This is a genomic window from Klebsiella sp. FDAARGOS_511 (genome assembly GCF_003812845.1).
Lineage (GTDB): Bacteria > Pseudomonadota > Gammaproteobacteria > Enterobacterales > Enterobacteriaceae > Klebsiella > Klebsiella grimontii.
Window position 1 is genome coordinate 3,921,459 of the sequence record NZ_CP033824.1, and the last position, 22,899, is coordinate 3,944,357.

The 22,899-nt window shown below is 48.1% G+C and carries 21 protein-coding genes and 1 tRNA gene; 19 read left to right on the plus strand and 3 right to left on the minus strand.

What is annotated here, in order from left to right:
* Positions 1 to 4 precede the first annotated feature (4 nt).
* Positions 5 to 988 carry a tRNA-modifying protein YgfZ gene (ygfZ, locus tag EGY08_RS19980; RefSeq protein WP_004124956.1) on the minus strand — a complete coding sequence of 328 codons (984 nt, stop codon included), beginning with the start codon at positions 986 to 988 and terminating at the stop codon, positions 5 to 7.
* 244 nt (positions 989 to 1,232) lie between these two features.
* On the opposite strand from ygfZ, the gene sdhE reads away from it, so the two are divergent.
* On the plus strand, positions 1,233 to 1,499 hold the full coding sequence (gene sdhE, locus EGY08_RS19985) for an FAD assembly factor SdhE (RefSeq protein ID WP_004124953.1): 267 nt from the start codon (positions 1,233 to 1,235) through the stop codon (positions 1,497 to 1,499).
* Complete coding sequence (locus EGY08_RS19990; protein ID WP_004124948.1) at positions 1,480 to 1,890, plus strand: protein YgfX; 411 nt, start codon at positions 1,480 to 1,482, stop codon at positions 1,888 to 1,890. Before sdhE ends, EGY08_RS19990 begins: the two co-directional genes overlap by 20 nt.
* 8 nt (positions 1,891 to 1,898) lie before the next feature.
* On the opposite strand, the gene fldB is transcribed toward EGY08_RS19990, so the two are convergent.
* Complete coding sequence (gene fldB / locus EGY08_RS19995) at positions 1,899 to 2,420, minus strand: flavodoxin FldB (RefSeq protein WP_004124946.1); 522 nt, start codon at positions 2,418 to 2,420, stop codon at positions 1,899 to 1,901.
* Between the two features lie 121 nt (positions 2,421 to 2,541).
* On the opposite strand from fldB, the gene xerD reads away from it, so the two are divergent.
* The 5 genes from xerD to lysS all read left to right on the plus strand — a co-directional run bounded on the left by xerD (position 2,542) and on the right by lysS (position 8,624).
* The gene (xerD, locus tag EGY08_RS20000) at positions 2,542 to 3,438 is read left to right on the plus strand and encodes a site-specific tyrosine recombinase XerD (protein WP_004124942.1); all 897 of its coding nucleotides are present in this window, start codon (positions 2,542 to 2,544) and stop codon (positions 3,436 to 3,438) included.
* A 22-nt stretch (positions 3,439 to 3,460) separates the two neighbouring features.
* A complete protein-coding gene (gene dsbC, locus EGY08_RS20005; protein ID WP_123828837.1) occupies positions 3,461 to 4,174 on the plus strand; it encodes a bifunctional protein-disulfide isomerase/oxidoreductase DsbC in 714 nt (237 codons plus the stop codon).
* A 5-nt stretch (positions 4,175 to 4,179) separates the two neighbouring features.
* The gene (recJ, locus tag EGY08_RS20010; protein ID WP_004124937.1) at positions 4,180 to 5,913 is read left to right on the plus strand and encodes a single-stranded-DNA-specific exonuclease RecJ; all 1,734 of its coding nucleotides are present in this window, start codon (positions 4,180 to 4,182) and stop codon (positions 5,911 to 5,913) included.
* 85 nt (positions 5,914 to 5,998) lie between these two features.
* Positions 5,999 to 7,097, plus strand: a protein-coding gene (gene prfB / locus EGY08_RS20015; RefSeq protein WP_098066859.1) for a peptide chain release factor 2 whose coding sequence is annotated in 2 segments (ribosomal slippage) — positions 5,999 to 6,073 and positions 6,075 to 7,097 — 1,098 coding nt in all. Because the reading frame shifts where the segments join, the coding sequence is not laid out codon by codon here.
* A gap of 9 nt (positions 7,098 to 7,106) precedes the next feature.
* Complete coding sequence (gene lysS, locus EGY08_RS20020; RefSeq protein ID WP_004124930.1) at positions 7,107 to 8,624, plus strand: lysine--tRNA ligase; 1,518 nt, start codon at positions 7,107 to 7,109, stop codon at positions 8,622 to 8,624.
* Between the two features lie 40 nt (positions 8,625 to 8,664).
* Here the strand turns inward: lysS and idi are convergent, their stop codons facing one another.
* On the minus strand, positions 8,665 to 9,213 hold the full coding sequence (idi, locus tag EGY08_RS20025) for an isopentenyl-diphosphate Delta-isomerase (protein ID WP_004124926.1): 549 nt from the start codon (positions 9,211 to 9,213) through the stop codon (positions 8,665 to 8,667).
* A gap of 331 nt (positions 9,214 to 9,544) precedes the next feature.
* Here idi and actS point away from each other — a divergent pair, with 331 nt between their 5' ends.
* The 12 genes from actS to EGY08_RS20090 all read left to right on the plus strand — a co-directional run bounded on the left by actS (position 9,545) and on the right by EGY08_RS20090 (position 22,880).
* The gene (gene actS, locus EGY08_RS20030) at positions 9,545 to 10,270 is read left to right on the plus strand and encodes an amidase activator ActS (protein ID WP_004124922.1); all 726 of its coding nucleotides are present in this window, start codon (positions 9,545 to 9,547) and stop codon (positions 10,268 to 10,270) included.
* 198 nt (positions 10,271 to 10,468) lie between these two features.
* Positions 10,469 to 10,542: transfer RNA gene (locus tag EGY08_RS20035), tRNA-Gly, on the plus strand.
* A 693-nt stretch (positions 10,543 to 11,235) separates the two neighbouring features.
* Positions 11,236 to 11,961, plus strand: coding sequence for a winged helix-turn-helix domain-containing protein (locus tag EGY08_RS20040; RefSeq protein WP_004124913.1), 726 nt, complete (start codon positions 11,236 to 11,238; stop codon positions 11,959 to 11,961).
* Positions 11,930 to 12,412, plus strand: a complete 483-nt coding sequence (locus EGY08_RS20045; protein WP_112166777.1) for a hypothetical protein — start codon at positions 11,930 to 11,932, stop codon at positions 12,410 to 12,412. Before EGY08_RS20040 ends, EGY08_RS20045 begins: the two co-directional genes overlap by 32 nt.
* A 1,177-nt stretch (positions 12,413 to 13,589) precedes the next feature.
* Positions 13,590 to 14,273 (plus strand): winged helix-turn-helix domain-containing protein, encoded by a 684-nt coding sequence (locus tag EGY08_RS20050; RefSeq protein ID WP_032751173.1) that lies wholly within the window; start codon positions 13,590 to 13,592, stop codon positions 14,271 to 14,273.
* A 327-nt stretch (positions 14,274 to 14,600) separates the two neighbouring features.
* Complete coding sequence (locus EGY08_RS20055; protein WP_049113066.1) at positions 14,601 to 15,077, plus strand: glycine zipper 2TM domain-containing protein; 477 nt, start codon at positions 14,601 to 14,603, stop codon at positions 15,075 to 15,077.
* Between the two features lie 1,106 nt (positions 15,078 to 16,183).
* A complete protein-coding gene (locus tag EGY08_RS20065) occupies positions 16,184 to 16,780 on the plus strand; it encodes a helix-turn-helix transcriptional regulator (RefSeq protein ID WP_004124890.1) in 597 nt (198 codons plus the stop codon).
* 88 nt (positions 16,781 to 16,868) lie between these two features.
* Positions 16,869 to 17,399 carry a fimbrial protein gene (locus tag EGY08_RS20070; RefSeq protein WP_004124888.1) on the plus strand — a complete coding sequence of 177 codons (531 nt, stop codon included), beginning with the start codon at positions 16,869 to 16,871 and terminating at the stop codon, positions 17,397 to 17,399.
* A 74-nt stretch (positions 17,400 to 17,473) separates the two neighbouring features.
* Positions 17,474 to 18,208, plus strand: a complete 735-nt coding sequence (locus EGY08_RS20075; RefSeq protein ID WP_004124884.1) for a fimbria/pilus periplasmic chaperone — start codon at positions 17,474 to 17,476, stop codon at positions 18,206 to 18,208.
* The gene (locus EGY08_RS20080; RefSeq protein WP_004124881.1) at positions 18,189 to 20,777 is read left to right on the plus strand and encodes a fimbrial outer membrane usher protein; all 2,589 of its coding nucleotides are present in this window, start codon (positions 18,189 to 18,191) and stop codon (positions 20,775 to 20,777) included. Before EGY08_RS20075 ends, EGY08_RS20080 begins: the two co-directional genes overlap by 20 nt.
* 5 nt (positions 20,778 to 20,782) lie before the next feature.
* Positions 20,783 to 22,171 carry a fimbrial usher protein StbD gene (gene stbD / locus EGY08_RS20085; RefSeq protein WP_123828838.1) on the plus strand — a complete coding sequence of 463 codons (1,389 nt, stop codon included), beginning with the start codon at positions 20,783 to 20,785 and terminating at the stop codon, positions 22,169 to 22,171.
* Positions 22,137 to 22,880 (plus strand): fimbria/pilus periplasmic chaperone, encoded by a 744-nt coding sequence (locus tag EGY08_RS20090; protein ID WP_049113063.1) that lies wholly within the window; start codon positions 22,137 to 22,139, stop codon positions 22,878 to 22,880. The genes stbD and EGY08_RS20090 overlap by 35 nt, the downstream gene beginning before the upstream one ends.
* The last annotated feature ends 19 nt before the right edge of the window (positions 22,881 to 22,899 follow it).

The following is a 22,899-nucleotide window of genomic DNA, read 5'->3' on the forward strand; positions in this document are numbered from 1 at the left end:
CGCTTTAACGCTCTTCCAGCGAATACGGCAGCGGCTCAATGCTCAGGCTACCGGCATCGTCGCGCACGCGGAACACGCTGTCCGGCTCCATATCGTTATTCATTACCACCTGCACCAGCAGACGGCCGTCGTCCAGCTGTACGGCAGCTAAAACGGTGCCGGTACGGCGCCAGTTTTCACCCATTTTCAGCTCCAGGTCTTCCCCGGCTTCAGGCACGCGGCTGGCCGTTCCCGCCAGATACCACAGGGCGCGCTTGTTGGCGCCGCGGAATTTAGCGCGGGCTACCATTTCCTGGCCGGTGTAGCAGCCTTTTTTGAAGCTGATGCCGCCCAGCGCCTGCAGGTTGGTGGCTTGCGGAATAAACTGTGCGCTGTTGGCGCTGTCGATAACCGGCAGACCGGCTTCGATATTCAGCGCCAGCCACTGCTGGCTATTGTTGAGCTGCGCTTCGCCGCGCAGGGTATCGGTGATGCGGGTGGCGGTTGCCACATCGGTCACCAGCAGGAAGCGCTCGGCCGGATGCTCAAACCACAGCACGCTGGTAGCGCCTTCGCTGACCACCTGTTTCTCGGCGTTCGGCAGCTGACTAAACAGCGGCGACAGCGCAGCGCGCGCCTGGAAACCGGCAACGCCCAGCAGCACGGATTCATCATCGGCGGCGATGGTCACCTTAGAGAACACCGCGTATTTTTTCAGTTCGGTCAGCTGCGCATCGCGCAGGCTGCGGCGCTCAATCCACGCAAAACCCTCGTTGCGGCGGAAAACGCGAAGATTGCTCCACATCTTGCCCTTGGCGTCACAATGCGCGGCAAGCAGATGCTGCTCGTCGGTCAGGTGGCTGACGTCGGCGGTAATCTGCCCCTGCAGATATTTTTCGCCATCCGGACCGGTAATTGTCGCCAGCGCCCAGTCGTCCAGCGTCATCAGCGTTAACGGCAGACGAGCGGAAGAGGAAGGCTGACGCGGAGGAAAAGGTGTAAAAGCCATAGTCATATCCTGAATAGCTTAACGCAGAGTGTGTGACTAATGGTAAAAGAGCTATGGTGCAATGCAAGCGCTTTTGACAGGCCATTCGTGCCCTAAAAAACCGGGAGCTAAAACGAGCGAAATAATCAATAACCTGATTATTTTAAGGATTTCATGGAATAGCGCTCGCGAATCTTGATATTCCAGTGAAGTCAGCGCCGAAAACGGGTTAAACTAAGAGTTATTTATAAGTAGGAAGTAAAACATGGACATTAACAATAAAGCCCGCATCCACTGGGCATGTCGTCGAGGTATGCGTGAACTCGATATCTCCATCATGCCGTTTTTCGAGCATGAGTACGACACGCTAAGCGATGGCGATAAGGCGTTATTCATCCGCCTGCTGGAAAATGACGATCCGGATCTGTTCAACTGGTTGATGAATCATGGCGAGCCGGCTGATGCTGAACTGCAGCGGATGGTAAAATTAATTCAGACTCGGAATCGGGAACGTGGTCCTGTGGCAATCTGATTTACGCATCTCGTGGCGCGCGCAGTGGTTCTCACTGCTGATGCACGGCGTGGTGGCGGCGCTGGTGCTGGTATTGCCCTGGCCGCTGAGCTATACCCCGCTGTGGCTGATATTGCTGTCGCTGGTAGTGTTCGACTGCGTACGCAGCCAGCGGCGGATCCACGCCCGTCAGGGTGAAATAAAGCTGCTGATCGACTCGCGTCTGCGCTGGCAAAAGGCGGAGTGGGATATCATCGGCACGCCGTGGGTAATCAACAGCGGCATGCTGCTGCGCCTGCGGAATACGGAAAACCAACGTACCCAGCATTTGTGGGTCGCGGCGGATAGCATGGACGCGGGAGAATGGCGCGACCTGCGTCGGCTAGTGTTACAGAAACCGACGCAAGAGTAGGCAAGGGCTCAGGAGAACTGCTCAGCCATTTCACCGAGGATTTGCTCGCACCAGTTCTGAATGCGCTCATCGCTCAGGTCGTACTGGTTCGTTTCATCAAGCGCCAGGCCAACGAACAGCTGGCCGTCGGCGATGACCGGTTTCGGGCTGGTGAATTCATAGCCTTCGGTAGGCCAGTAGCCAATGAACTTAACCCCTTTGGTCGCCAGCTTATCGTGCAGCATACCGAGCGCGTCGAGGAACCATTCGCCGTAGCCGATCTGGTCGCCCATGCCGTACAGCGCGACGATTTTATCCTGCAGATCCAGCGTATCAAGCTGCTGCCAGACGGCCTCCCAATCCTCCTGGATCTCGCCGAAATCCCAGGTCGGAATGCCGAGGATCAGCACGTCATACTGCGTCATCAGGGTAGGGGAATCATCTTTCAGGTTGTGCAGCGTGACCAGTTCAGGGCCGATAATATCGCGGATTTTTTCTGCCGCCATTTCGGTGTAGCAGGTGCTAGAACCGTAAAAAAGACCTATGTTCATCGCGGAAACGTCTCAATTCTTGCTGTGACTTTGCGCTTAGTGTACCAGAAAGGCCGCGCCCGCCTGCAACTCGAATTATTTAGGGTATAATGGCGCCGTTTTAATAAGCAAAGAGGCCGGAGTGGAACAGGATCTCGCACGAATCGAGCAGTTTCTTGATGCCTTATGGCTGGAGCGTAATCTGGCTGAAAACACGCTAAGCGCCTATCGCCGGGACCTGACGATGGTGGTCGAATGGCTGCATCATCGTGGCCTGTCGCTTGCCAGCGTCAGCGGCGAAGATCTCCAGTCGCTGCTGGCGGAGCGGCAAACCGGCGGCTACAAGGCCACCAGCACCGCGCGCCTGTTAAGCGCCGTGCGTCGCTTCTTCCAGCATCTTTACCGGGAGAAAATTCGCCCGGACGATCCCAGCGCGCTGCTGGCCTCACCAAAGCTGCCGCAGCGGTTGCCGAAGGATCTGAGCGAGGCGCAGGTGGAGCGGCTGCTCCAGGCGCCGCTGGTTGAACAGCCGCTGGAGCTGCGCGATAAAGCGATGCTGGAAGTGCTGTACGCCACCGGTCTGCGCGTTTCCGAGCTGGTGGGCCTGACCATGAGCGACATTAGCCTGCGCCAGGGCGTGCTGCGCGTGATTGGTAAAGGAAATAAAGAACGTCTGGTACCGTTAGGCGAAGAGGCGGTGCTGTGGGTTGAGAACTACCTTGAATACGGCCGTCCCTGGCTGCTGAACGGCGTGGCGTCCGATGTGCTTTTCCCCAGCCAGCGCGCGCAGCAGATGACGCGCCAGACTTTCTGGCATCGAATTAAGCATTATGCCGTACTGGCGGGGATTGATAGCGAAAAGCTCTCCCCGCACGTGTTACGCCATGCGTTTGCTACGCATTTACTTAACCATGGCGCTGACTTACGCGTGGTGCAGATGCTGTTAGGACACAGCGATCTCTCCACGACGCAGATCTACACCCACGTGGCGACCGAGCGTCTGCGACAACTACATCAACAGCATCACCCGCGTGCGTGAGTGCTGAAAAAAAGGACTGAGTATGAAAAAAGGTTTACTGATGTTCACTCTGCTGGCGACCACCTTATCTGGTGCGGCGCATGCGGATAGCGCGGCGATTAAGCAACTGCTGGCGAAGCTGGGCGTGCAGAGTTCGGAAGTGCAACCTTCGCCGATCAAAGGCATCAGCACCGCATTGACGGACAGCGGCGTGATATACGTTACCGATGACGGTAAGCACATTATCCAGGGGCCGATGTACGACGTCAGCGGCGCGCGGCCGGTAAACGTCACCAATACGCTGCTGGTCGGTAAGCTGAACGCGTTGGAAAAAGAGATGATCGTCTATAAGGCGCCGCAGGAAAAACACGTCATCACCGTCTTCACCGATATTACCTGCGGCTATTGCCATAAGCTGCACGAACAGATGAGCGACTACAACGCGCTGGGGATTACCGTGCGCTATCTGGCCTTCCCGCGCCAGGGGCTGCAAAGCGAAGCCGAACAGAACATGAAGGCTATCTGGTGCGCCAAGGATCGCAACAAAGCCCTGGATAACGCGATGAGTGGCAAAGGCGTACAGCCGGCCAGCTGCGATGTTGATATCGCTAAGCACTACACTCTCGGCGTTCAGCTTGGCGTTAACGGCACGCCGGCGATGGTGCTGAGCGACGGCACGCTGATGCCCGGCTATCGCGATCCTAAAGACCTGAAAGCGCTCCTTGATGAGCATCAAAAACAGACAAGCGGTAACTGATTCGCGTGAAACAACAGATACAACTACGCCGCCGTGAGGCGGTTGACGGCGTCGATTTACCTGCCGATCTCCCGCCGCTGTTGCAGCGGCTGTACGCCAGCCGCGGCGTGCGCAGCGCGCAGGAGCTGGAGCGGGGGGTGAAAGGCATGCTGCCGTGGTCGCAGCTGACCGGCGTCGAAAAAGCAGTAGAGATACTTTATGGCGCATTTAAGCAGGGGCTGCACATCGTGGTGGTCGGCGACTTTGACGCCGACGGCGCCACCAGCACCGCGCTGAGCGTGCTGGCCCTGCGCGCGCTGGGGTATAGCAACGTTTCGTACCTGGTGCCAAACCGTTTTGAGGATGGCTACGGCCTGAGTCCAGAAGTGGTGGATCAGGCTCACGCCCGCGGCGCGCAGCTGATTATGACCGTGGATAACGGCATTTCTTCGCACGCTGGCGTCGATCATGCCCACGCGCTGGGTATTCCGGTGCTGGTGACCGATCACCACCTGCCGGGGGATTCGCTGCCCGCGGCGGAAGCGATTATTAACCCGAACCTGCGCGACTGTGAGTTCCCGTCGAAATCGCTGGCCGGGGTGGGTGTGGCTTTTTATCTGATGCTGGCGCTGCGCACTTTTCTGCGCGATAAAGGCTGGTTTGAGGAGCGCGGCATCGCGCCGCCGAATCTGGCTGATTTACTCGATCTGGTGGCGCTTGGCACCGTGGCGGACGTCGTACCGCTGGATGCCAACAACCGGATCCTGACCTGGCAGGGGCTGAGCCGCATTCGGGCGGGGAAATGCCGTCCGGGCATTAAAGCGCTGCTGGAAATCGCCAACCGCGACCCGCAAAAGCTGGCGGCAAGCGATCTCGGGTTTGCGCTCGGTCCGCGCCTGAACGCGGCTGGACGGCTGGACGATATGTCCGTCGGCGTGGCGCTGCTGCTGTGCGACAACACCGGCGAAGCGCGGGTGCTGGCCAATGAGCTGGACGCGCTGAACCAGACGCGTAAAGAGATAGAGCAGGGGATGCAGGCGGAAGCGCTGACCCTGTGTGAGAAGCTGGAGCGCAGCGGCGAGACGCTACCCGGCGGCCTGGCGATGTACCACCCGCAGTGGCACCAGGGCGTTGTCGGTATTCTGGCCTCGCGTATCAAAGAGCGTTTTCATCGCCCGGTTATCGCCTTTGCGCCTACAGGCGACGGTACGCTCAAAGGCTCCGGCCGGTCGATTCAGGGGCTGCATATGCGCGATGCGCTGGAGCGCCTGGATACCCTCTATCCGGGGCTGATTATGAAGTTTGGCGGCCATGCCATGGCGGCAGGACTATCGCTGGAAGAGGCGCGCTTTGAAGAGTTCCAGCAGCGCTTTGGCGAGCTGGTGACCGAGTGGCTCGATCCGGCGCTGCTGCAGGGCGAAGTGGTCTCCGACGGTCCGCTGGCGGCGGCAGAAATGAGCATGGAGGTCGCGCAGATGCTGCGCGACGCCGGGCCGTGGGGGCAGATGTTCCCCGAGCCGCTGTTTGACGGGCGTTTTCGTCTGCTGCAGCAGCGGCTGGTCGGCGAGCGTCATCTGAAGGTGATGGTTGAACCGGTCGGCGGCGGCCCGCTGCTGGACGGTATCGCGTTCAATGTTGATACTTCCCTTTGGCCGGATAACGGCGTTCGCGAAGTTCAGCTTGCCTATAAGCTTGATATCAACGAGTTCCGCGGCAACCGCAGCCTGCAGCTGATCATCGACCACCTCTGGCCAAATTGACAACAGTATATTAATGAGAGCGCGAATCCGGTAGAATTCCGCTCTTATCACCGCATTTTGACGAATCCATTAAAAGAAACCGACCATGTTTGAAATAAATCCGGTAAAAAACCGCATTCAGGACCTCACGGAGCGCTCGGGCGTTCTTAGGGGGTATCTTTGACTACGATGCTAAGAAAGAACGTCTCGAAGAAGTAAACGCCGAGCTGGAGCAGCCGGACGTCTGGAACGAGCCCGAGCGCGCACAGGCGCTGGGCAAAGAGCGTTCCTCGCTGGAAGCTATCGTGGATACGCTGGATCAGATGTCTCAGGGGCTGGAGGACGTTTCCGGCCTGCTGGAGCTGGCCGTTGAAGCCGACGACGAAGAGACCTTCAACGAAGCCGTCGCTGAGCTCGATGTGCTGGAAGAGAAGCTGGCGCAGCTGGAATTCCGCCGCATGTTCTCCGGTGAATACGACAGCGCCGATTGCTACCTCGATATCCAGGCCGGTTCCGGTGGTACGGAAGCGCAGGACTGGGCCAGCATGCTGACGCGCATGTATCTGCGCTGGGCAGAAGCGCGCGGCTTCAAGACCGAGATTATTGAAGAGTCTGAAGGCGAAGTGGCGGGCATTAAGTCCGTGACCATCAAGATTATCGGCGACTACGCCTACGGCTGGCTGCGTACCGAAACCGGCGTTCATCGCCTGGTGCGTAAGAGCCCATTCGATTCCGGCGGCCGCCGCCACACCTCTTTCAGCTCCGCGTTCGTTTATCCGGAAGTGGATGACGATATTGATATCGACATTAACCCGGCGGATCTGCGCATTGACGTTTATCGCGCATCCGGCGCGGGCGGTCAGCACGTTAACCGTACGGAATCCGCGGTGCGTATTACCCACATTCCGACCGGCTTAGTGACCCAGTGCCAGAACGACCGTTCACAGCACAAGAACAAAGACCAGGCCATGAAGCAGATGAAAGCGAAGCTTTATGAGCTGGAAATGCAGAAGAAAAATGCCGAGAAGCAGGCGATGGAAGACACCAAATCCGACATCGGCTGGGGCAGCCAGATCCGTTCTTACGTGCTGGATGACTCCCGCATTAAAGATCTGCGCACCGGGGTGGAAACCCGCAACACTCAGGCGGTGCTGGACGGCAGCCTGGATCAATTTATCGAAGCAAGTTTGAAAGCAGGGTTATGAGGAACCAACATGTCTGAACAACAAGCACAGGGCGCTGACGCGGCAATTGACCTTAATAATGAACTGAAAGCCCGTCGTGAGAAGCTGGCCGCGCTGCGTGAGCAGGGTATCCCGTTCCCGAATGATTTCCGTCGTGACCACACCTCTGACCAACTGCACGCTGACTTCGATGGCAAAGAAAACGAAGAGCTGGAAGCGCTGAACGTTGAAGTCGCCGTCGCTGGCCGCATGATGACCCGTCGTATCATGGGTAAAGCCTCCTTCGTTACGCTGCAGGACGTTGGCGGCCGCATTCAGCTGTACGTTGCCCGCGACGATCTGGCGGAAGGCGTCTATAACGAGCAGTTCAAAAAATGGGACCTCGGCGATATCATCGCGGCGCGCGGTAAGCTGTTCAAAACCAAGACCGGCGAGCTCTCTATCCACTGCACCGAGCTGCGTCTGCTGACCAAAGCCCTGCGCCCGCTGCCGGACAAATTCCACGGCCTGCAGGATCAGGAAGCGCGCTATCGTCAGCGCTACCTGGATCTGATCTCCAACGATGAATCGCGCAACACCTTTAAAGTGCGTTCGCAGATCCTGGCGGGCATCCGCCAGTTCATGGTCGGTCGCGGCTTTATGGAAGTCGAAACCCCGATGATGCAGGTGATCCCTGGCGGCGCATCTGCGCGTCCGTTCATCACCCATCACAACGCGCTGGATCTGGATATGTACCTGCGTATCGCGCCGGAACTGTACCTGAAGCGCCTGGTGGTTGGCGGCTTCGAGCGCGTGTTCGAGATCAACCGTAACTTCCGTAACGAAGGTATCTCCGTTCGCCATAACCCAGAGTTCACCATGATGGAACTCTATATGGCCTATGCGGACTACAAAGATCTGATTGAGCTGACCGAATCCCTGTTCCGCACCCTGGCGCAGGACGTTCTCGGCCATACTGAAGTGCCTTACGGCGATCAGACTTTCGATTTCGGCAAGCCGTTTGAAAAACTGACCATGCGCGAAGCGATCAAGAAGTACCGTCCGGAAACCGAGATGGCCGATCTGGATAACTTCGATTCTGCAAAAGCCATTGCGGAAAGCATCGGCGTTCACGTTGAGAAGAGCTGGGGTCTGGGCCGCATCGTGACCGAGATTTTCGAAGAAGTGGCGGAAGCGCATCTGATCCAGCCGACCTTCATTACCGAATATCCGGCAGAAGTCTCTCCGCTGGCGCGTCGTAACGACGAGAACCCGGAAATCACCGATCGTTTTGAATTCTTCATCGGCGGGCGTGAAATCGGTAACGGCTTTAGCGAGCTGAACGATGCGGAAGACCAGGCGCAGCGTTTCCTCGATCAGGTTAACGCGAAAGCCGCCGGTGACGACGAAGCGATGTTCTATGACGAAGACTACGTGACCGCGCTGGAGCATGGTCTGCCGCCGACTGCGGGTCTCGGTATCGGTATCGACCGTATGGTGATGCTGTTTACCAACAGCCACACCATCCGCGACGTGATCCTGTTCCCGGCGATGCGTCCGGTAAAATAAGCATTACGCGAATAAAAAAACCCAGCAGAGCTGGGTTTTTTTATGCCTGATTGCTAAAGCTGATTAATGCGTTACGCGCATTATCGTCCGCCGACTGCAGCACCATCCACGGGCTAAAAGCCCACGGCGTCGCGCGAATCCCGCTTAACACATCCGCAAGATGGCTCCATTGAAAATCCATCACTTCGTCAGGATTTATCCGTAATGCGCTGGCGACTCGTGCCGCATAGACCGGACAGACCTCGTTTTCGACAATGCCATTCGGCGCGACGGCCCGGTAACGGAACTCCGGAAAGACCGGGACGATGCGGGTAATCTCAACGCCGAGCTCAAAGCGGCAGCGGCGCTCAACGGCCTGTTCGAAGGTTTCGCCGGTTTGCGGATGCCCGCAGACTGAGTTTGTCCACACGCCTGGCCAGGCTTTTTTGCCCAGCGAGCGGCGCGTGACCAGCAGTTGGCCTTGTTCATTGAACAGCCAGCTGGAAAACGCGAGATGCAGAGGGGTATTGAGGGTGTGGGCGGCATACTTCTCCAGCATACCTGTAGGCTTATCTTGCTCGTCCAGCAAAATGACATGTTCCCCGGCCATGACAACTCCTGAAATAGAAAATGACCCGGCACAAACCCGCCGGGTCATGTACTCAGGCCACTAGGGTAGCCCATAAATGGGACAAAGGCATTACCAAAACATGTTGGCCACGGGGGAGAGTGTGATATTACAGATGCGCCGCCAGGCGGCTCATGGATTAACTAGCCGTTTAACCCGAAGCATCATGAAGATCCTGGCGATGATATGTAGCCGCTTAGCCGGCCTTTAATACTTCTGTATGAAGGGTAGCGATTGGGGATTGCCCTGGGGACTGGTATGATAATCCCCCCTGGTTTTGAGGTGAATGTTTGTGTTAAGCGCAGGACGCCTGATGAGAAAACGCTTTGTTATCGCAATAATGTTGTTGAGCAGCCTGATCGTCGCGGGGTGTTCCAGCTCATCCGATTCCGGTTCCACCTATACCGTGAAGCGCGGCGACACGCTGTACGCTATTTCACGTTCCACTGGCACCAGCGTCAGGGATCTCGCCCGTCTCAATAATATTTCACCTCCCTATACCATCGAAGTTGGGCAAAAGCTGAAGCTGAACAGCGGCTCAGGGACTACGGCGAAGGCGGGGGCATCCGGCAAGAAATCGTCAGCGAAACGTACCGCAGCCGTGACGCCATCTTCGGCAGTGCCGCAGTCCTCCTGGCCACCGGTCGGGCAACGCTGCTGGCGCTGGCCAACCAGCGGTAAAGTAGTGCTGCCATACTCCACCAGCGATGGCGGCAATAAAGGTATCGATATCGCCGGTAAGCGCGGCCAGCCGGTGTATGCGGCAGGGGCGGGCAAAGTGGTGTACGTGGGCAACCAGCTGCGCGGCTACGGCAACCTGATTATGATTAAACATAATGAGGACTATATCAGCGCCTATGCGCACAACGACAAGCTGATGGTGAACAATGGCCAGAGCGTGAAGATCGGCCAGCAGATCGCCACCATGGGCAGCTCGGATGCGGATTCCGTGCGTCTGCACTTCCAGATTCGCTACCGGGCGACGGCGATCGACCCGCTGCGCTATTTGCCGCCGCAGGGCAGTAAGCCCAAGTGCTAAAAGGTTATTTTATCGGCAGTTAGCCTGGTTTGGGCTTGTCAGCGGGTGCGTAAGGTCTATAATGGCCCTCGCACCTCTTCGCTTCAAGGAGGAGGAGTAAGGCATTGCATGGTTGTCTTAAAGTAGTCTGTTGTAAAACTGATTACATCCCTGACAAGAATCCAAATGGGTGAATTTGCTTTATCGGATCCTGTCTGGGCGAGTGTAGCTCAATGGTAGAGCTTTTGGTTCCCAACCAAATGACGGGGGTTCGATTCCCCTCACTCGCTCCACTTCCTGAATAGAGTCCGCTATGGACGCCAGCCTTAATTTCTCAAAACGTATGAATGGTGCCTACAAACGTCGCTATCACTTAGTATAGGGACATCATCTGAGTATTAACCCACGATGCGTTGGTGATTGATCTGTGCTCATGCACGATTCTTGGCTGGTCGCTGTTACTACGAATTTGACCACCATTTGCTTATGCTAGAATCTCATTCAACTCTTTGAAAGTAGACTATATTCATAGAGGTCACAGGGTCAGCCTGGGCACCAGATGGACGATAGCGTCTAGTTAGACAGAGTATGCTTTCAATCGCGGACGTTTTCACTGCGAGGATGGCGATCGCAGAGGGCAATAATTAGCAAATCAGTAAGTTACCAAGGTTAAGGTCATAACACATTTATAAGAATAAACTTATTCTGCTAATTATGTGATACGCAAGTTAAAGTGAAGTCCGCCAATAGAGATAAACTACAACGTACTGATAAAACACAAGTATTATAAAAAACATACGATATGTACGTGCTTAATATCAAAAAAATTCAAATATATTAGCGAAAATAGATGAAATAAATGATTTCTCCTGAAATTAGTATAACTTGCGCCTTTTAAGTTCAAAAAGTAACCAATTGCATACGAATTGCATAACCTATTTAATCAAATTATAATAAAAAGAATATAATTGCAGGAGCGATGTGCAATGAATTACTTACTTGAGAATTTGGTTCATTACAATGAAGAGTCGCGAGCTTTAGAGAACGATAATACAGAGATAATACTTCCTGTATCGGCCGCGAGGCTATTGTCTTTATTGTTACAAAAAAATAACGAGCAGTTAAGCAGAATTGAAATTCTTGAGAAAGTTTGGGAGAAGTATGGTTTAGTGGCATCTAACCACAATCTAAACAGAAATATCTCTATATTACGGAAAACGTTACAAGAATTAGGTCTGTCAGATATCATTGAAACGATACCTAAACAAGGGTTCAGGTTGCATTGTGATTTTAAGTTAATATCCCAAGCTCAAGAAAATAATACAAAAAAAATAAAACACAAGGTGTTACGTAACACTGGCTTAAAGCTTAATTTCTTCATTTTTATATGTTTTAGCATACTCCTCATATGTCTTTACATCAAATATGATGAAAAAAGCAGTGTATTATATAAATATAAAACGATAGGGAAATGTGATGTATATGTTGATAAAAGCTTAACAAACATTAATAATGTATCCGTTTTTTTCGATACTATACTTGGTAAGAAAATCATTGAAACTTGTAAGAGCATGACCCAAACGATATTTTTTGATGATAATAAAACATCTTTAAAAGATAAAACGTACTCTACGCACGTAGCTGTTTGCAAAGCAAATAAATTGAATAAAGGTAATCAATGTGAAAACTATCTCAATATTAAAAATATTTAGCGTAGCTGTTAATATTATATTGTTGCTGGTTATTGCCTTTATTGGTTATAAGTTATTTGCCATAGATAAATATTTGCCAATGAACTGTATGTCTAGTTTTTACATCAATCAGGGAGAAAAAAACGTTATCACAGGTAATGTTAAAATTGTTTTTCATATAACAGAGAAAGGACATGTGGTTGTTAATGAATATGGTACTCTCGAGAATGAAGGGAAGGAATATATTGTTGACCGTTCAGGTGATATGACTATCACCAAAAATACGGAAAATGGTTTTCATAAAGTATTTAAAGGGCGTTTTACAGCCAACAAGCAGGATACAACTCCGCCAGAATTGACGGAGAAACTTACTTCAAGTCAGTCTGTATTTTTTTATAAAATTCAGAAAATAGATGAAGTCACATGGCGTATTAGCGATCTGCAACGTACTATTTTCATGTGTCGCAAATGATCTATTTTATTCACCAGTGAATTAATAATGTTAGCTCATGGTTTTTATAAAGGTGTATGCAATTTTTATACTGTCGTATGTTCTTTTTAATCAATGATAGCGACAGTAAGCCGTATTGATTTAATAATCGACATTCAATACTGGTAATCAGTGATAAAGCAAGTTAACTATTTTTTCTTTTATAGCTATTCGATAACTGCTTTTAACTCCTGTAAAAATCTGGGCATGAAAATATAGCTATCAACAGGAATATATCTTCTTGTCCCTCACTCTTTTTTGACGTAATGCTGCGCTAACCATTTATGTGGTTATTCAATGTGGCAATCGAACTGGCAATTCTTTCTCCTTCTTCTGTTTGTATTGTTTATATCCGAATAGGTAACATACATCTTCCTGCCCTGATGAAGTATCCCTTTTTAACTCCTGATTTATTCATAAACAGTTTATGCAAAATATTTATCAGGAAAAAGCAAACTCTATCCCTGCCTGAATTATATCAAAGCATGTTGTTTCTTTATCTACATGGCAATACTGGCACAAGTAAAAAATTATAGGGATTAAATTTGATCGTAAATCTAGTGAAATACCTTCTTTCTGGTTTTTCTGAGCTGAATAAAAAATGGCAATAACTATTTCCAGTGAGGGATGGTTAAAAAATTTTCCTGTAGAGGGCATAAATATCTATAATTTTAATCGATTTTACAGTTGTCAGGTTTATGAATTGTCTTTGTAAAAGCGTGTGAAAATTGAACAAAAAAATTGTGGGCTTTACGTGGAGTTATAAAAAATCTTACCAATGCACCTATTTTCACACCAGCTAAAGGCAGTCAGTTGTATAATCCTTTCTTAATTAAAGCTATCTTGGTAGCGTGAAAAACTAGATTTTATGTGATTATTGGAGTTATGTGCTGATTCGTTATGATTGTCTATGATGTTTTTATAATTTATTACAGGTTTTAGAATAATAATTTGTATATTCAGTATGACTTTTTGCTCTATTGCCTTGCCTGACAAATAGCGTAACAATTGTTGCCATGTTCAGGTATGTTCAATTGGATGAGATCACCAGCGTTGGTACCAGATGGAATTATAAGTTATATGTTTTGCGATGGAATAGATTAAAAGCCTGGGGCTATACAAAGTAGGAACATTTTCTAACAAGGATAAGGATTCGGATGTGCGTGCCTTAATATTAGATCCAAATGTCATTAGTCAAAATTACTTACGATCTCAGACGGAAAATGCTGGGTTTGTTGTGGATGTTTGTTCGAGCTTAAAAGAAGCATGGCTGTTCATGATATCGAATAAACCAGATGTTATGGTAATGACTACGACTCCTCGTGATTCCGAAAGTGTCCAGGCTATTCGGCGTTGGCGAAAAATGGGAGAAAATATTAGGATCTTAATAATCAGCAATGAAGAAAACCTGCAGCATAAAGTGCGTGCTTTAAATGGAGGCGCTGATGATTATATTGTCAAACCATTCAGGATAGAAGAACTCATTGTTCGCTTACAAACACTTATTCGTAGGTCTTGTCTGGAACCGACAAAAAAAATGGCTGCAGGTAAGATTGAGCTTAACATTGGAAGTAGAGCATTGTTTATTGCAGATGAAAAAATAAAACTCACCAACTATGAGTTTGAGATAATGAGACTGCTTATTAAAAAAAGTGGCAAGCTCATCAGTAAATATGAAATTATGAAGCATTTGCATGATGATATATTTAATCAAAACAATAATACTGTAGAAGTACTCATTGGGCGGTTGCGAAAAAAAATCGCACCTTATAAATGTGCCAGAATTGAAAATAAAAGAGGTGATGGATATTATCTGGATGCAAAAAATTTTATTGACCATTAAATATAAAAGCATCCTTGCTTGTACCAGGTAGATGTGGAAATACCATCCTCATAAATTATAGTGAGAGTTGCAGTATAGATTAAATCTAATGCCGAAGTTTTAAAAATAACAATACATTCAGCGTGTATAGCAAACCATAGCCGTGTGGCCACAAATTCATGACCATTTTTATTATGGCCATATTTGATGATATCAGTAATGTGATAGCAAAATTGCTTACTGAATAAAAAGCAGTGATAAGTATTAAACTATGTATGTCAGGGAGCGACCACAGTGGCGGTTCCTGTTAATTAAAGATGAATTACGTTGTCAATAACAGGAGAGGTTATGTTTTTGAAATTAATTTTAGTGTCTGTTGGTTCCTTATTTTTAGTGAGCTGCAGTGGAAATCCTGTGGGCTCGGCTGATAATATTAATATGGCTTTGACGGGGCAGCCCATGGCTGTTACCCAGGGTACCGTCACCAGAGTAAGAAATATTACAATCCAGAATGACAGTGATAATAATATTGCCGGTGCGGCAGCAGGTGGGGTATTAGGTGGCGTAGCAGGTAATGCTATAGGTGGTGGAAGTGGCAGACGCATCGCTACGGCAGGCGGTGCCGTTGCCGGTGCTTTGACCGGGCAAGCGATTCAGCGCAATAGATCTCAAATAAATGCTGTGGAGCTTTTCATCCGACCAGTGCATGGTAATGAATTTGTCATTGTTCAACCGATGGGAGAAACGCCTTTTTTTGTCGGGCAGCAGGTTAATATTACGTCACTAAGGGGGCAGGTTACCATTACTCCTGTCGCTCAATTGTAGAATTATTCTCATTGTATGTTCTTTGAATAATATTGCTGTCTGGGGGAGATAGGATTAATTAAGCTGTTTTTTAATTAACTCATTTCCCATTTTATGCCGATTGCTTATGGAGGGTTTCTTTAATGAATTTACATTCAATGACATTCTCGGATATTGTTATGTCATTTTTTACGATTTTGTTCTTTTTTGCTTATTTAATGTTAATTTTTCAGATTCTGACGGATCTTTTTCGTGATGATGACTTGCATATTTCTTTTAAAGTAGTTTGGATCGTTTTATTACTCTTCATCCCTGTCATTTGCTCAATTATTTATCTATTGGTTAGGGGGAAGGGAATGGCGGAAAGACAGCGATATCATCACCATAAACATTCTTACTCAGGGTACCCCAGTGTAAGGAAGAGTATTACTGAACAAATAATTGAAGCTCATGAGCTTAAGGTCTCAGGCATTATCACTGAACGTGAGTATGCAGAAATAAAGGAAAAGCTTCTGCGGTAGTATGTTTTATTTTCTACATAGCTGAATAACGTCAGCCATGCGATACAGTATTTATTTGTTAAGCAAGGATATGCATAGCTATTTTTTTTTAGCAGAGCACTGCTATCATGATTGATAGCATAAATTTTGTTTAAATGACTAATGAGTACTGTACAACTCAATTTGCCCAAAGTGGGGTGATTTTTTTTTAATTTTTGTCAGTTTTTTTGATGAGATGCTAAATCAACCCTTTTCTAAAAGGATAATGGTATTTCCTTTAGGGCGTTATTTTACTTTTTAACAAAATAACCCTTAAAAAGAAATGTAATCATGGTTTTTTTATTATTAAGTATTTGAATTTCACTTGTTGGTAGTGAAAAGCTCTGAATTTGACTTTTTTGTGGCCTGACTTCAGCGCAAAATTCATTATTTCGCAAGAATATTCTTAAGTGCATGGGGGGGATTCCTAATTTTTGTGTATATCAGGTAGGTTTAATCATCCCTGAGTTAAGATTTTTCTTCTTTTTTAGAGTTTATTAATTCAAAAAAATCAAGTTGTAAAATTTATATCTGAATATATTATGTAGGAAAGTTCCTGGTGATTATTAGGATATTTCAAGGAGGGGTATGAAGCATGGGAATGTACTGTGTCAGAGTTGTAGTGTTAAATGCCAAATCCTTCCTGAACAAGAGTTTAGCGCCTCTCAGTGTCTTAATCCTAAGGTTTGTATCTGGCCGGGAGTAAATGTTTTTTTTGAGGCGGGGGTGAGGTTTCTGGTTAATTCAATAAGTATTATCACCTCTTCTGAAGGTTTTATTTTTGTGGATTTTTCCTGGCGGAACATTCATTTCTTTATGAATGACGAGTGGGTTGAATACCTTGCCAGTACGAATATGAAGATAATATTGTTGGCAGATGTAAAAATGGCAGCGCTGGCCAATTATTACAAACAAACTGAAAAGAGAGTAACAGAGGTACTCTACCTCTCTGAAGGTTTAGGGGCGACCTTAATTAACTTCAGGAAAGTGTTTATTGGATTACCTTTGTTTCGTCGGTCTGGCAGAGCATTAACAAAAAAAGAAAGGCAAGTTCTCTATTTAACGCTAAAGCATAAAGGCGTGGCTGATATTTCCACGGAAATGTCACTCGATGTCAAGGCTGTTTATAATATCAGGCAAAGAATTGAGAGTAAGATAGGAATGAAAATAAGGAGGTTTGCATAATATCAGAGTGCTGTGCCATCACCAGGCAGGCTGAAATATAGCGTTTATAATATCGTTGCTATTAATAATGTACGTGGAGAATTTATTTATGAATAAAAAGATCATAGCCCTGAGTGTTTTTGTCGGTTTGTCATCCGCTGTTTCAGCTTTTGCTGCATCTGATAACACTATTACTTTCCAGGGCGAAGTCACTGACCAGACCTGCGCGGTGACCATCAACGGAAACGCGGTATCACCGGTGGTTTTATTACCGACGGTGAGTATTTCCGATTTCGCAAGTTCGACAACTGCTGGCGCCACAAATTTTGAAGTCGGTGTCAGTGGCTGCGCGGTTGAAACGACCGATCGGGAAATTTCTACCGTTTTTGTAGGTAATCAGGTGACTACCTCTGGCAATCTGGGAAATACCGGTAGTGCAGGTGATGTGGAAATCCAGATCCTCGACACTACGGGAACGGTTATTGATTTTACCAGCTATTTCACTGGTGATGCTGACCTGACGTTAACCGCAGGTGAAACATCGGCAAGTGCTAATTATACCGCTCAGTACTATTCAGCTGGTACGCCAACAGCGGGTGATGTTACCGCTTCATTACAGTATGCCGTGACCTACCTGTAAAACTATGGCCGGAATTTTTTCCGGCCATTTTTACCGGGCCAGGCTGTGTACTGGCTTTATTAATGGAGAGAAATATGAAATTTCTATATAGATCCTTTTCGTTCTTTTGTTTTACTTTTTTAGCGTTATTTTCTCTTCAGCTTAATGCCAGCGTTATTATGACGGGTACTCGGATTATATATAATGAGGGCAGTCGTTCAGTTGATGTTAACCTTAAAAACCAGAGCGATTTCCCCTATGTTGTACAGACGTGGTTTGATGACGGGAAGATGTCTAGTGGACCGGATGCCTCTGTAAGGGTTCCCTTTATCGCCTCCCCCCCTGTTTTTCGAATTCAGCCGGGTGCAGGTCAGGTTGTTAAAGTGACATTCACGGGTGGTTTGAATCTTCCAGATGATAGAGAGTCTGTGTTTTATTTTAATTTCTTGCAGGTTCCTCCAGCAAATATTAACAAAAATGACGTAAAAAATAAAATGCTCGTCATGCTGCGTAACAGAGTTAAAATTTTCTATCGCCCTGCATCTCTGGTATCAGGTCCAGGCAGGGGGGTGCCCAATATATCTGTAACGCCTGTTGCAGATAATGCCTCAGCAGTGATGATAAAAAACCACACGCCTTTCTATGTCACTGTCAGCAGCGTTGCATTAACAGAGAAGCAACGGAGATTGTCTTCTGGGTCGGGTATGATTGAGCCTTCAGGATCTCATATTTTCAATATTTCTCGAGCAGGTTCAGTTAAGGGTAAAAAAATCACTGTGACAGTGGTAAACGATCAGGGAGCACGACTGAATGCGGAATTCAATTTATAACAATATCTGCATTAGTAATATCTGGTGGCGGTTTAACAAAATCATATTAACAATATCGTTTGTTGTTACATATATTCCTTCCGCCAGTGCACAGGATTATTACTTCGACCCGGCATTGCTGAAAGGTTCTGCCCTTGGGCAGGATATGGAACGATTCAATAAAAAAATCACGCCTGTTCAATCCGGGAAATATGTTCTCGATGTCTATGTTAACAACACGCTAATTTCGATAAGCGAGACCATCAATATAATGGAGCGTGAAGATGGAAAAACAGAACCTTGTCTGACTCGGGAACTGATCGCTAAATTGGGCATCAGAATAAATGCTGTAGTGACTGCAGAAAGTCATCAGTGTGTACTTGTGTCTGACGCCGGGGCGACTATTCAGGCTGAGGTGGACTTATCACAGTCTCGTCTCAACCTGTCTGTACCACAGTCGAATATGTTTCAAAACCCCCGTGGTTTTATTCCTGTCGAAAGCTGGGATAGCGGGGTTATGGCGCTTTTTCTGCGCCATAACACCAATTTCACACGCACCGAGAATACAGGAACAAATTTTAAATATAATTATCTCTGGAGCAATATTAATGCAGGGACGAACCTTGGATTGTGGCAGCTCAGGCATACAGGAAATTTAAGATATGCTGACAGTAACCTTGGCGGTAGTGAATATAAATATAATGCGGCCAGGACATGGGGGCAACGTGCTATTCCTGCATTAGAAAGCGTACTCACTGTCGGTGATAGCTACACCAGCAACAGCCTGTTCGGGAGTCTGTCTTTTAATGGCGTAAAGATGGCTACCGATAAACGAATGTGGCCTCAGGGAAAGCGGGGATACGCACCAGAAGTCAGAGGCGTTGCAGCGACAACAGCTCGGGTTGTCATCCGTCAGCAGGGGACGGTAGTGTATGAGACTACCGTTTCGCCGGGGAGCTTTGTTATTAATGATCTTTATAACACGAAAAGCAAGGGAGACCTGCATGTAGAGGTTATTGAGGCTGGTGGTAATATTTCAACGTTCACCGTCCCCTACTCTTCTGTACCTGATTCTGTACGACCAGGTAACTGGGAGTATTCTGTATCGTTAGGACGGGTGAGAAATTATTACAGCGTTAACAATCGTTTTATTGAAGGAACACTGCAGCGGGGCATGTCGAACATGCTTACCGCGAACAGCGGTATTCGTCTTGCTGAGGATTATCAGGCCGCTTTGCTGGGAGGCGTTATTGCTACTGGAGCAGGGGCATTCGGATTAAACACGACTTTTTCTCATGCCCGAGTTGAAAATGAGCAGACCACCAGCGGCTGGCGTGCAGAAGCCAGCTACAGCAGAACCTTTGACACAGGAACTAATCTTGTTCTTGCTGCGTATCGCTATTCAACCAGTGGCTTCAGGGATTTACAGGATGTCCTTGGCGTCAGGCGTCAGTATCATAATGGCACTGAATACTGGTCAGATACGTTAAGGCAAAAAAATAAGTTTTCAGCAACCGTCAGTCAGCCTATGGATGAATGGGGGATGCTTAACCTCTCAGGCAGTACTGCCGATTATTATGATGGGAGAGGCAGAATTAAACAATTGCAATTGGGATACAGTAATAACTGGGGACAACTCAGTTATAACCTGAGTATTGCTCGTCAGCAGACCATTATGACGAACGGCAGATACTTTTATAGTCTTAGGGATAGCGATTACGACACGGGAAACCGACAAAGGTATACAGAAAATACCATCTCATTGGGTTTTTCTGTACCACTTGATTTTGGCAAAAATCGATCCAACCTGACTTTTGGCTTAAATAAAAATAGAGACACCCGGAGTGCGCAGGTAGGTATCAATGGTTCTGCCGGGGAACAGAGTAATTTTACTTATTCCCTATATGGTGGTGCTGAAAATTACCATAACAGCGGTAATGCCACCAGTTGGGGAGGGAGCGGTCAGCAGAACACATCCGTGGGCGCTTTTCGCGCAAACCTCTCTGCAGGTAAAAACTATCGGCAGTTCGGCGCAGGATATTCTGGCACGCTGGTTGCTCACCGCGGCGGGCTCACGGTAGGACCCTATGCAAGCGATACGTTTGCAATCATCCATGCGCCGGGCGCCAGTGGGGCAATTGTCAAGAACGGCCAGGGAGCAACAATAGATCGCTTTGGCTACGCTATACATCCGTCGCTAACCCCTTACCAGTATAACAATGTTGGACTTGACTCGAGATTCATTAATTCTGACGTTGAGCTGCAGGGAGGCAGTAAGAAAGTGGTTCCTTACGCAGGAGCCATGCCGATGGTGTCTTTCGAAACGCTGCATGGTAGAGCCATTTTAATCACCGCGAGCTTTGAGGGGGAAATGCCTCCGATGGGCGCTGATGTTTTTGATTCTGCTGGTAACGAAATAGGAATGGTAGGTCAGGGCGGTCAAATTTATGCCCGCGTTGAAGATAATACAGGAAAACTGACTGTTAAATGGGGAAAGCAGGATGGTCAGCGCTGTGAAATCAAATATCGCCTACCGAAAGCAGATAATCAGCCGGTAACACAAATTCATCTGCCCTGTGAGAGGAAATAACAGAGATGATGACCTTCCAAAGTAAAAAAGAGAAGCCGCGGATTTTTATTTTCCTGCTAGTTCCGGTTATTTTTTTCGGCTGGAGCCAGATAAGCTTTTCTGCAGGTACCTGCACAAAAGTAACGTCGACAAGTCAACTATCCACTGCTGCGCTGAATGCAGGCTATACTGCCGCATCGTGGACCGGTGCTTCTGATGCTAATACGGTCACAAGTCTTGGGTTGCCCGGTATTATAACGATCAGTGGTTCCAGTAGTTTTCAGCCGTCTGGAACCCTTCTTGGTAGTTCAGCAGCCTCCTTTCTGACGTCTGGTCACAAGGAGACATACCCGGCAAATCAGATTTTATTTCGCTGCAATCAGACTGCAGTGGATGCGGGATTATATGAGTTTTATGCCACTAATGGTGACGAAAACTACAGTGGTAAAAATGCCGCCAGCGAAGTAGACGGCTCTTATTTTACGTATGTAAAAAATGTTGCTATCAGATTAACGAATATGAAGACAGGGGAATATTATTCACGGTACTGGAAATCCCGTCAGCTTACCGCTGACGACTGGTATTCAGATGATACCTATACTTATATCCCCGCGAGTGCATTCGCTGATGTATTTGTTGAGCTGTTTAAGGTTGACGGAACTTACGGGAGTCAGAATAGCTCAAACTTCTACACCTATAACTGGTGGAGTACAGGGAGCGCTCAGCCTGCCGGTTATGTTGCATTTCAGGGGGGGAGCTTAAGCTCTGGACTTTATAACGGCGCTGATTCTGCTAGTAACTACTCGGGATGGTATGGGTACTGGCCTGCCGGTTTTGGTCTGACGAATTATGTGACGTTCGTCAGAGGGGCGACATGTCTTGTTAAGGATTTCCCTTCGGTTGTACTGTTGCCAACTATTTCAGTTAGCGAGCTTAATGCGGGAAATACCAGCCGCGCCGGATTCTCCATCAGTCTGGAATGTGAATCGGGGGCTGTTTCCAGTACATCGAATTCAACAAGTTCTTCGGCAAATGTTGCTATGGGTTTTATGGTGAATCAGGCAAACGCGGTCAGTAAAGCGCAAAGTCTGGGGCTGGTGACTTCCGGTGGTGGTCTCACCTGGCTGCTGGATACCAATTATGGAAACGGTGCAGGGGAAGCCTCAGGGGTCGGTATTCAAATTCTTAACAATAGTGGAAGTGCGCTCAATCTTTTACCCGCTAAATCATCATTTGGCTCAGGAAACAGCTACGGATGGTATGGTTTTAAAGATTTATTGTCCTTAACTGGGACGGGAAGCGGCACCGATATTTATACAGGAGATTTCACTGCAGAGTTGGGTGCAATCACTGGTCAGACAGTTACCGCGGGGTCCGTAAATGCGCAGTTACAGGTTGTTGTCAGCTTTCAGTAAAACAATTATCAAGGTGAAATGGTTATGCTGCGTACTATTCGTGCTGGCGCAGCCTGGTTTCGCCGTTGTGAATGTAGAAGGTACCCGGGTAATATTTAATGCCGGAGAAATGGTTTCATCGGTGAATCTGATAAATTCAGGGGGGGAGCCCTCCCTTGTACAACTCTGGTTTGATGAGGGGGATCTATTTATGTCTCCAGAAAACGCCAGAACACCGATTATTGCCGTCCCTCCGGTGTTTCGATTACAGCCGGGTGAACTGCGCGATGTAAAGCTGCAGTTGATCTCTCGGGATAATTTTCCGCAAGATAAGGAATCTCTTTACTGGCTGAATATTTATCAGGTGCCGCCCAATACGATCGGTCCGGCTAATGAGAAGCGCGTTATTCTTCCCCTGCGATTACGCCTGAAAGTTTTTGTACGACCCGTTAATGTCCCACGACCTCAGCAGACTGATGGAGAGCGACTGCAGTTTCAGATTAAAAATAACAATCAACAGGTTGTCATTATGAGCAATCCAACGCCATGGTATATGACGATAGCGACATTCGAGTCTGGTTATATGAAAATTGATAGCATCATGTTAGCGCCAGGAGAGAAAAAGGAAATCACCCTGAATAAAACAGTGAAAGCGGGGGAGGTGCAGTATGAAATCATCAATGATGATGGAACCAAATGGCGTTATCGTTCATTTTTAAGACAGTCATGAACACTGAATGCTCGATAGG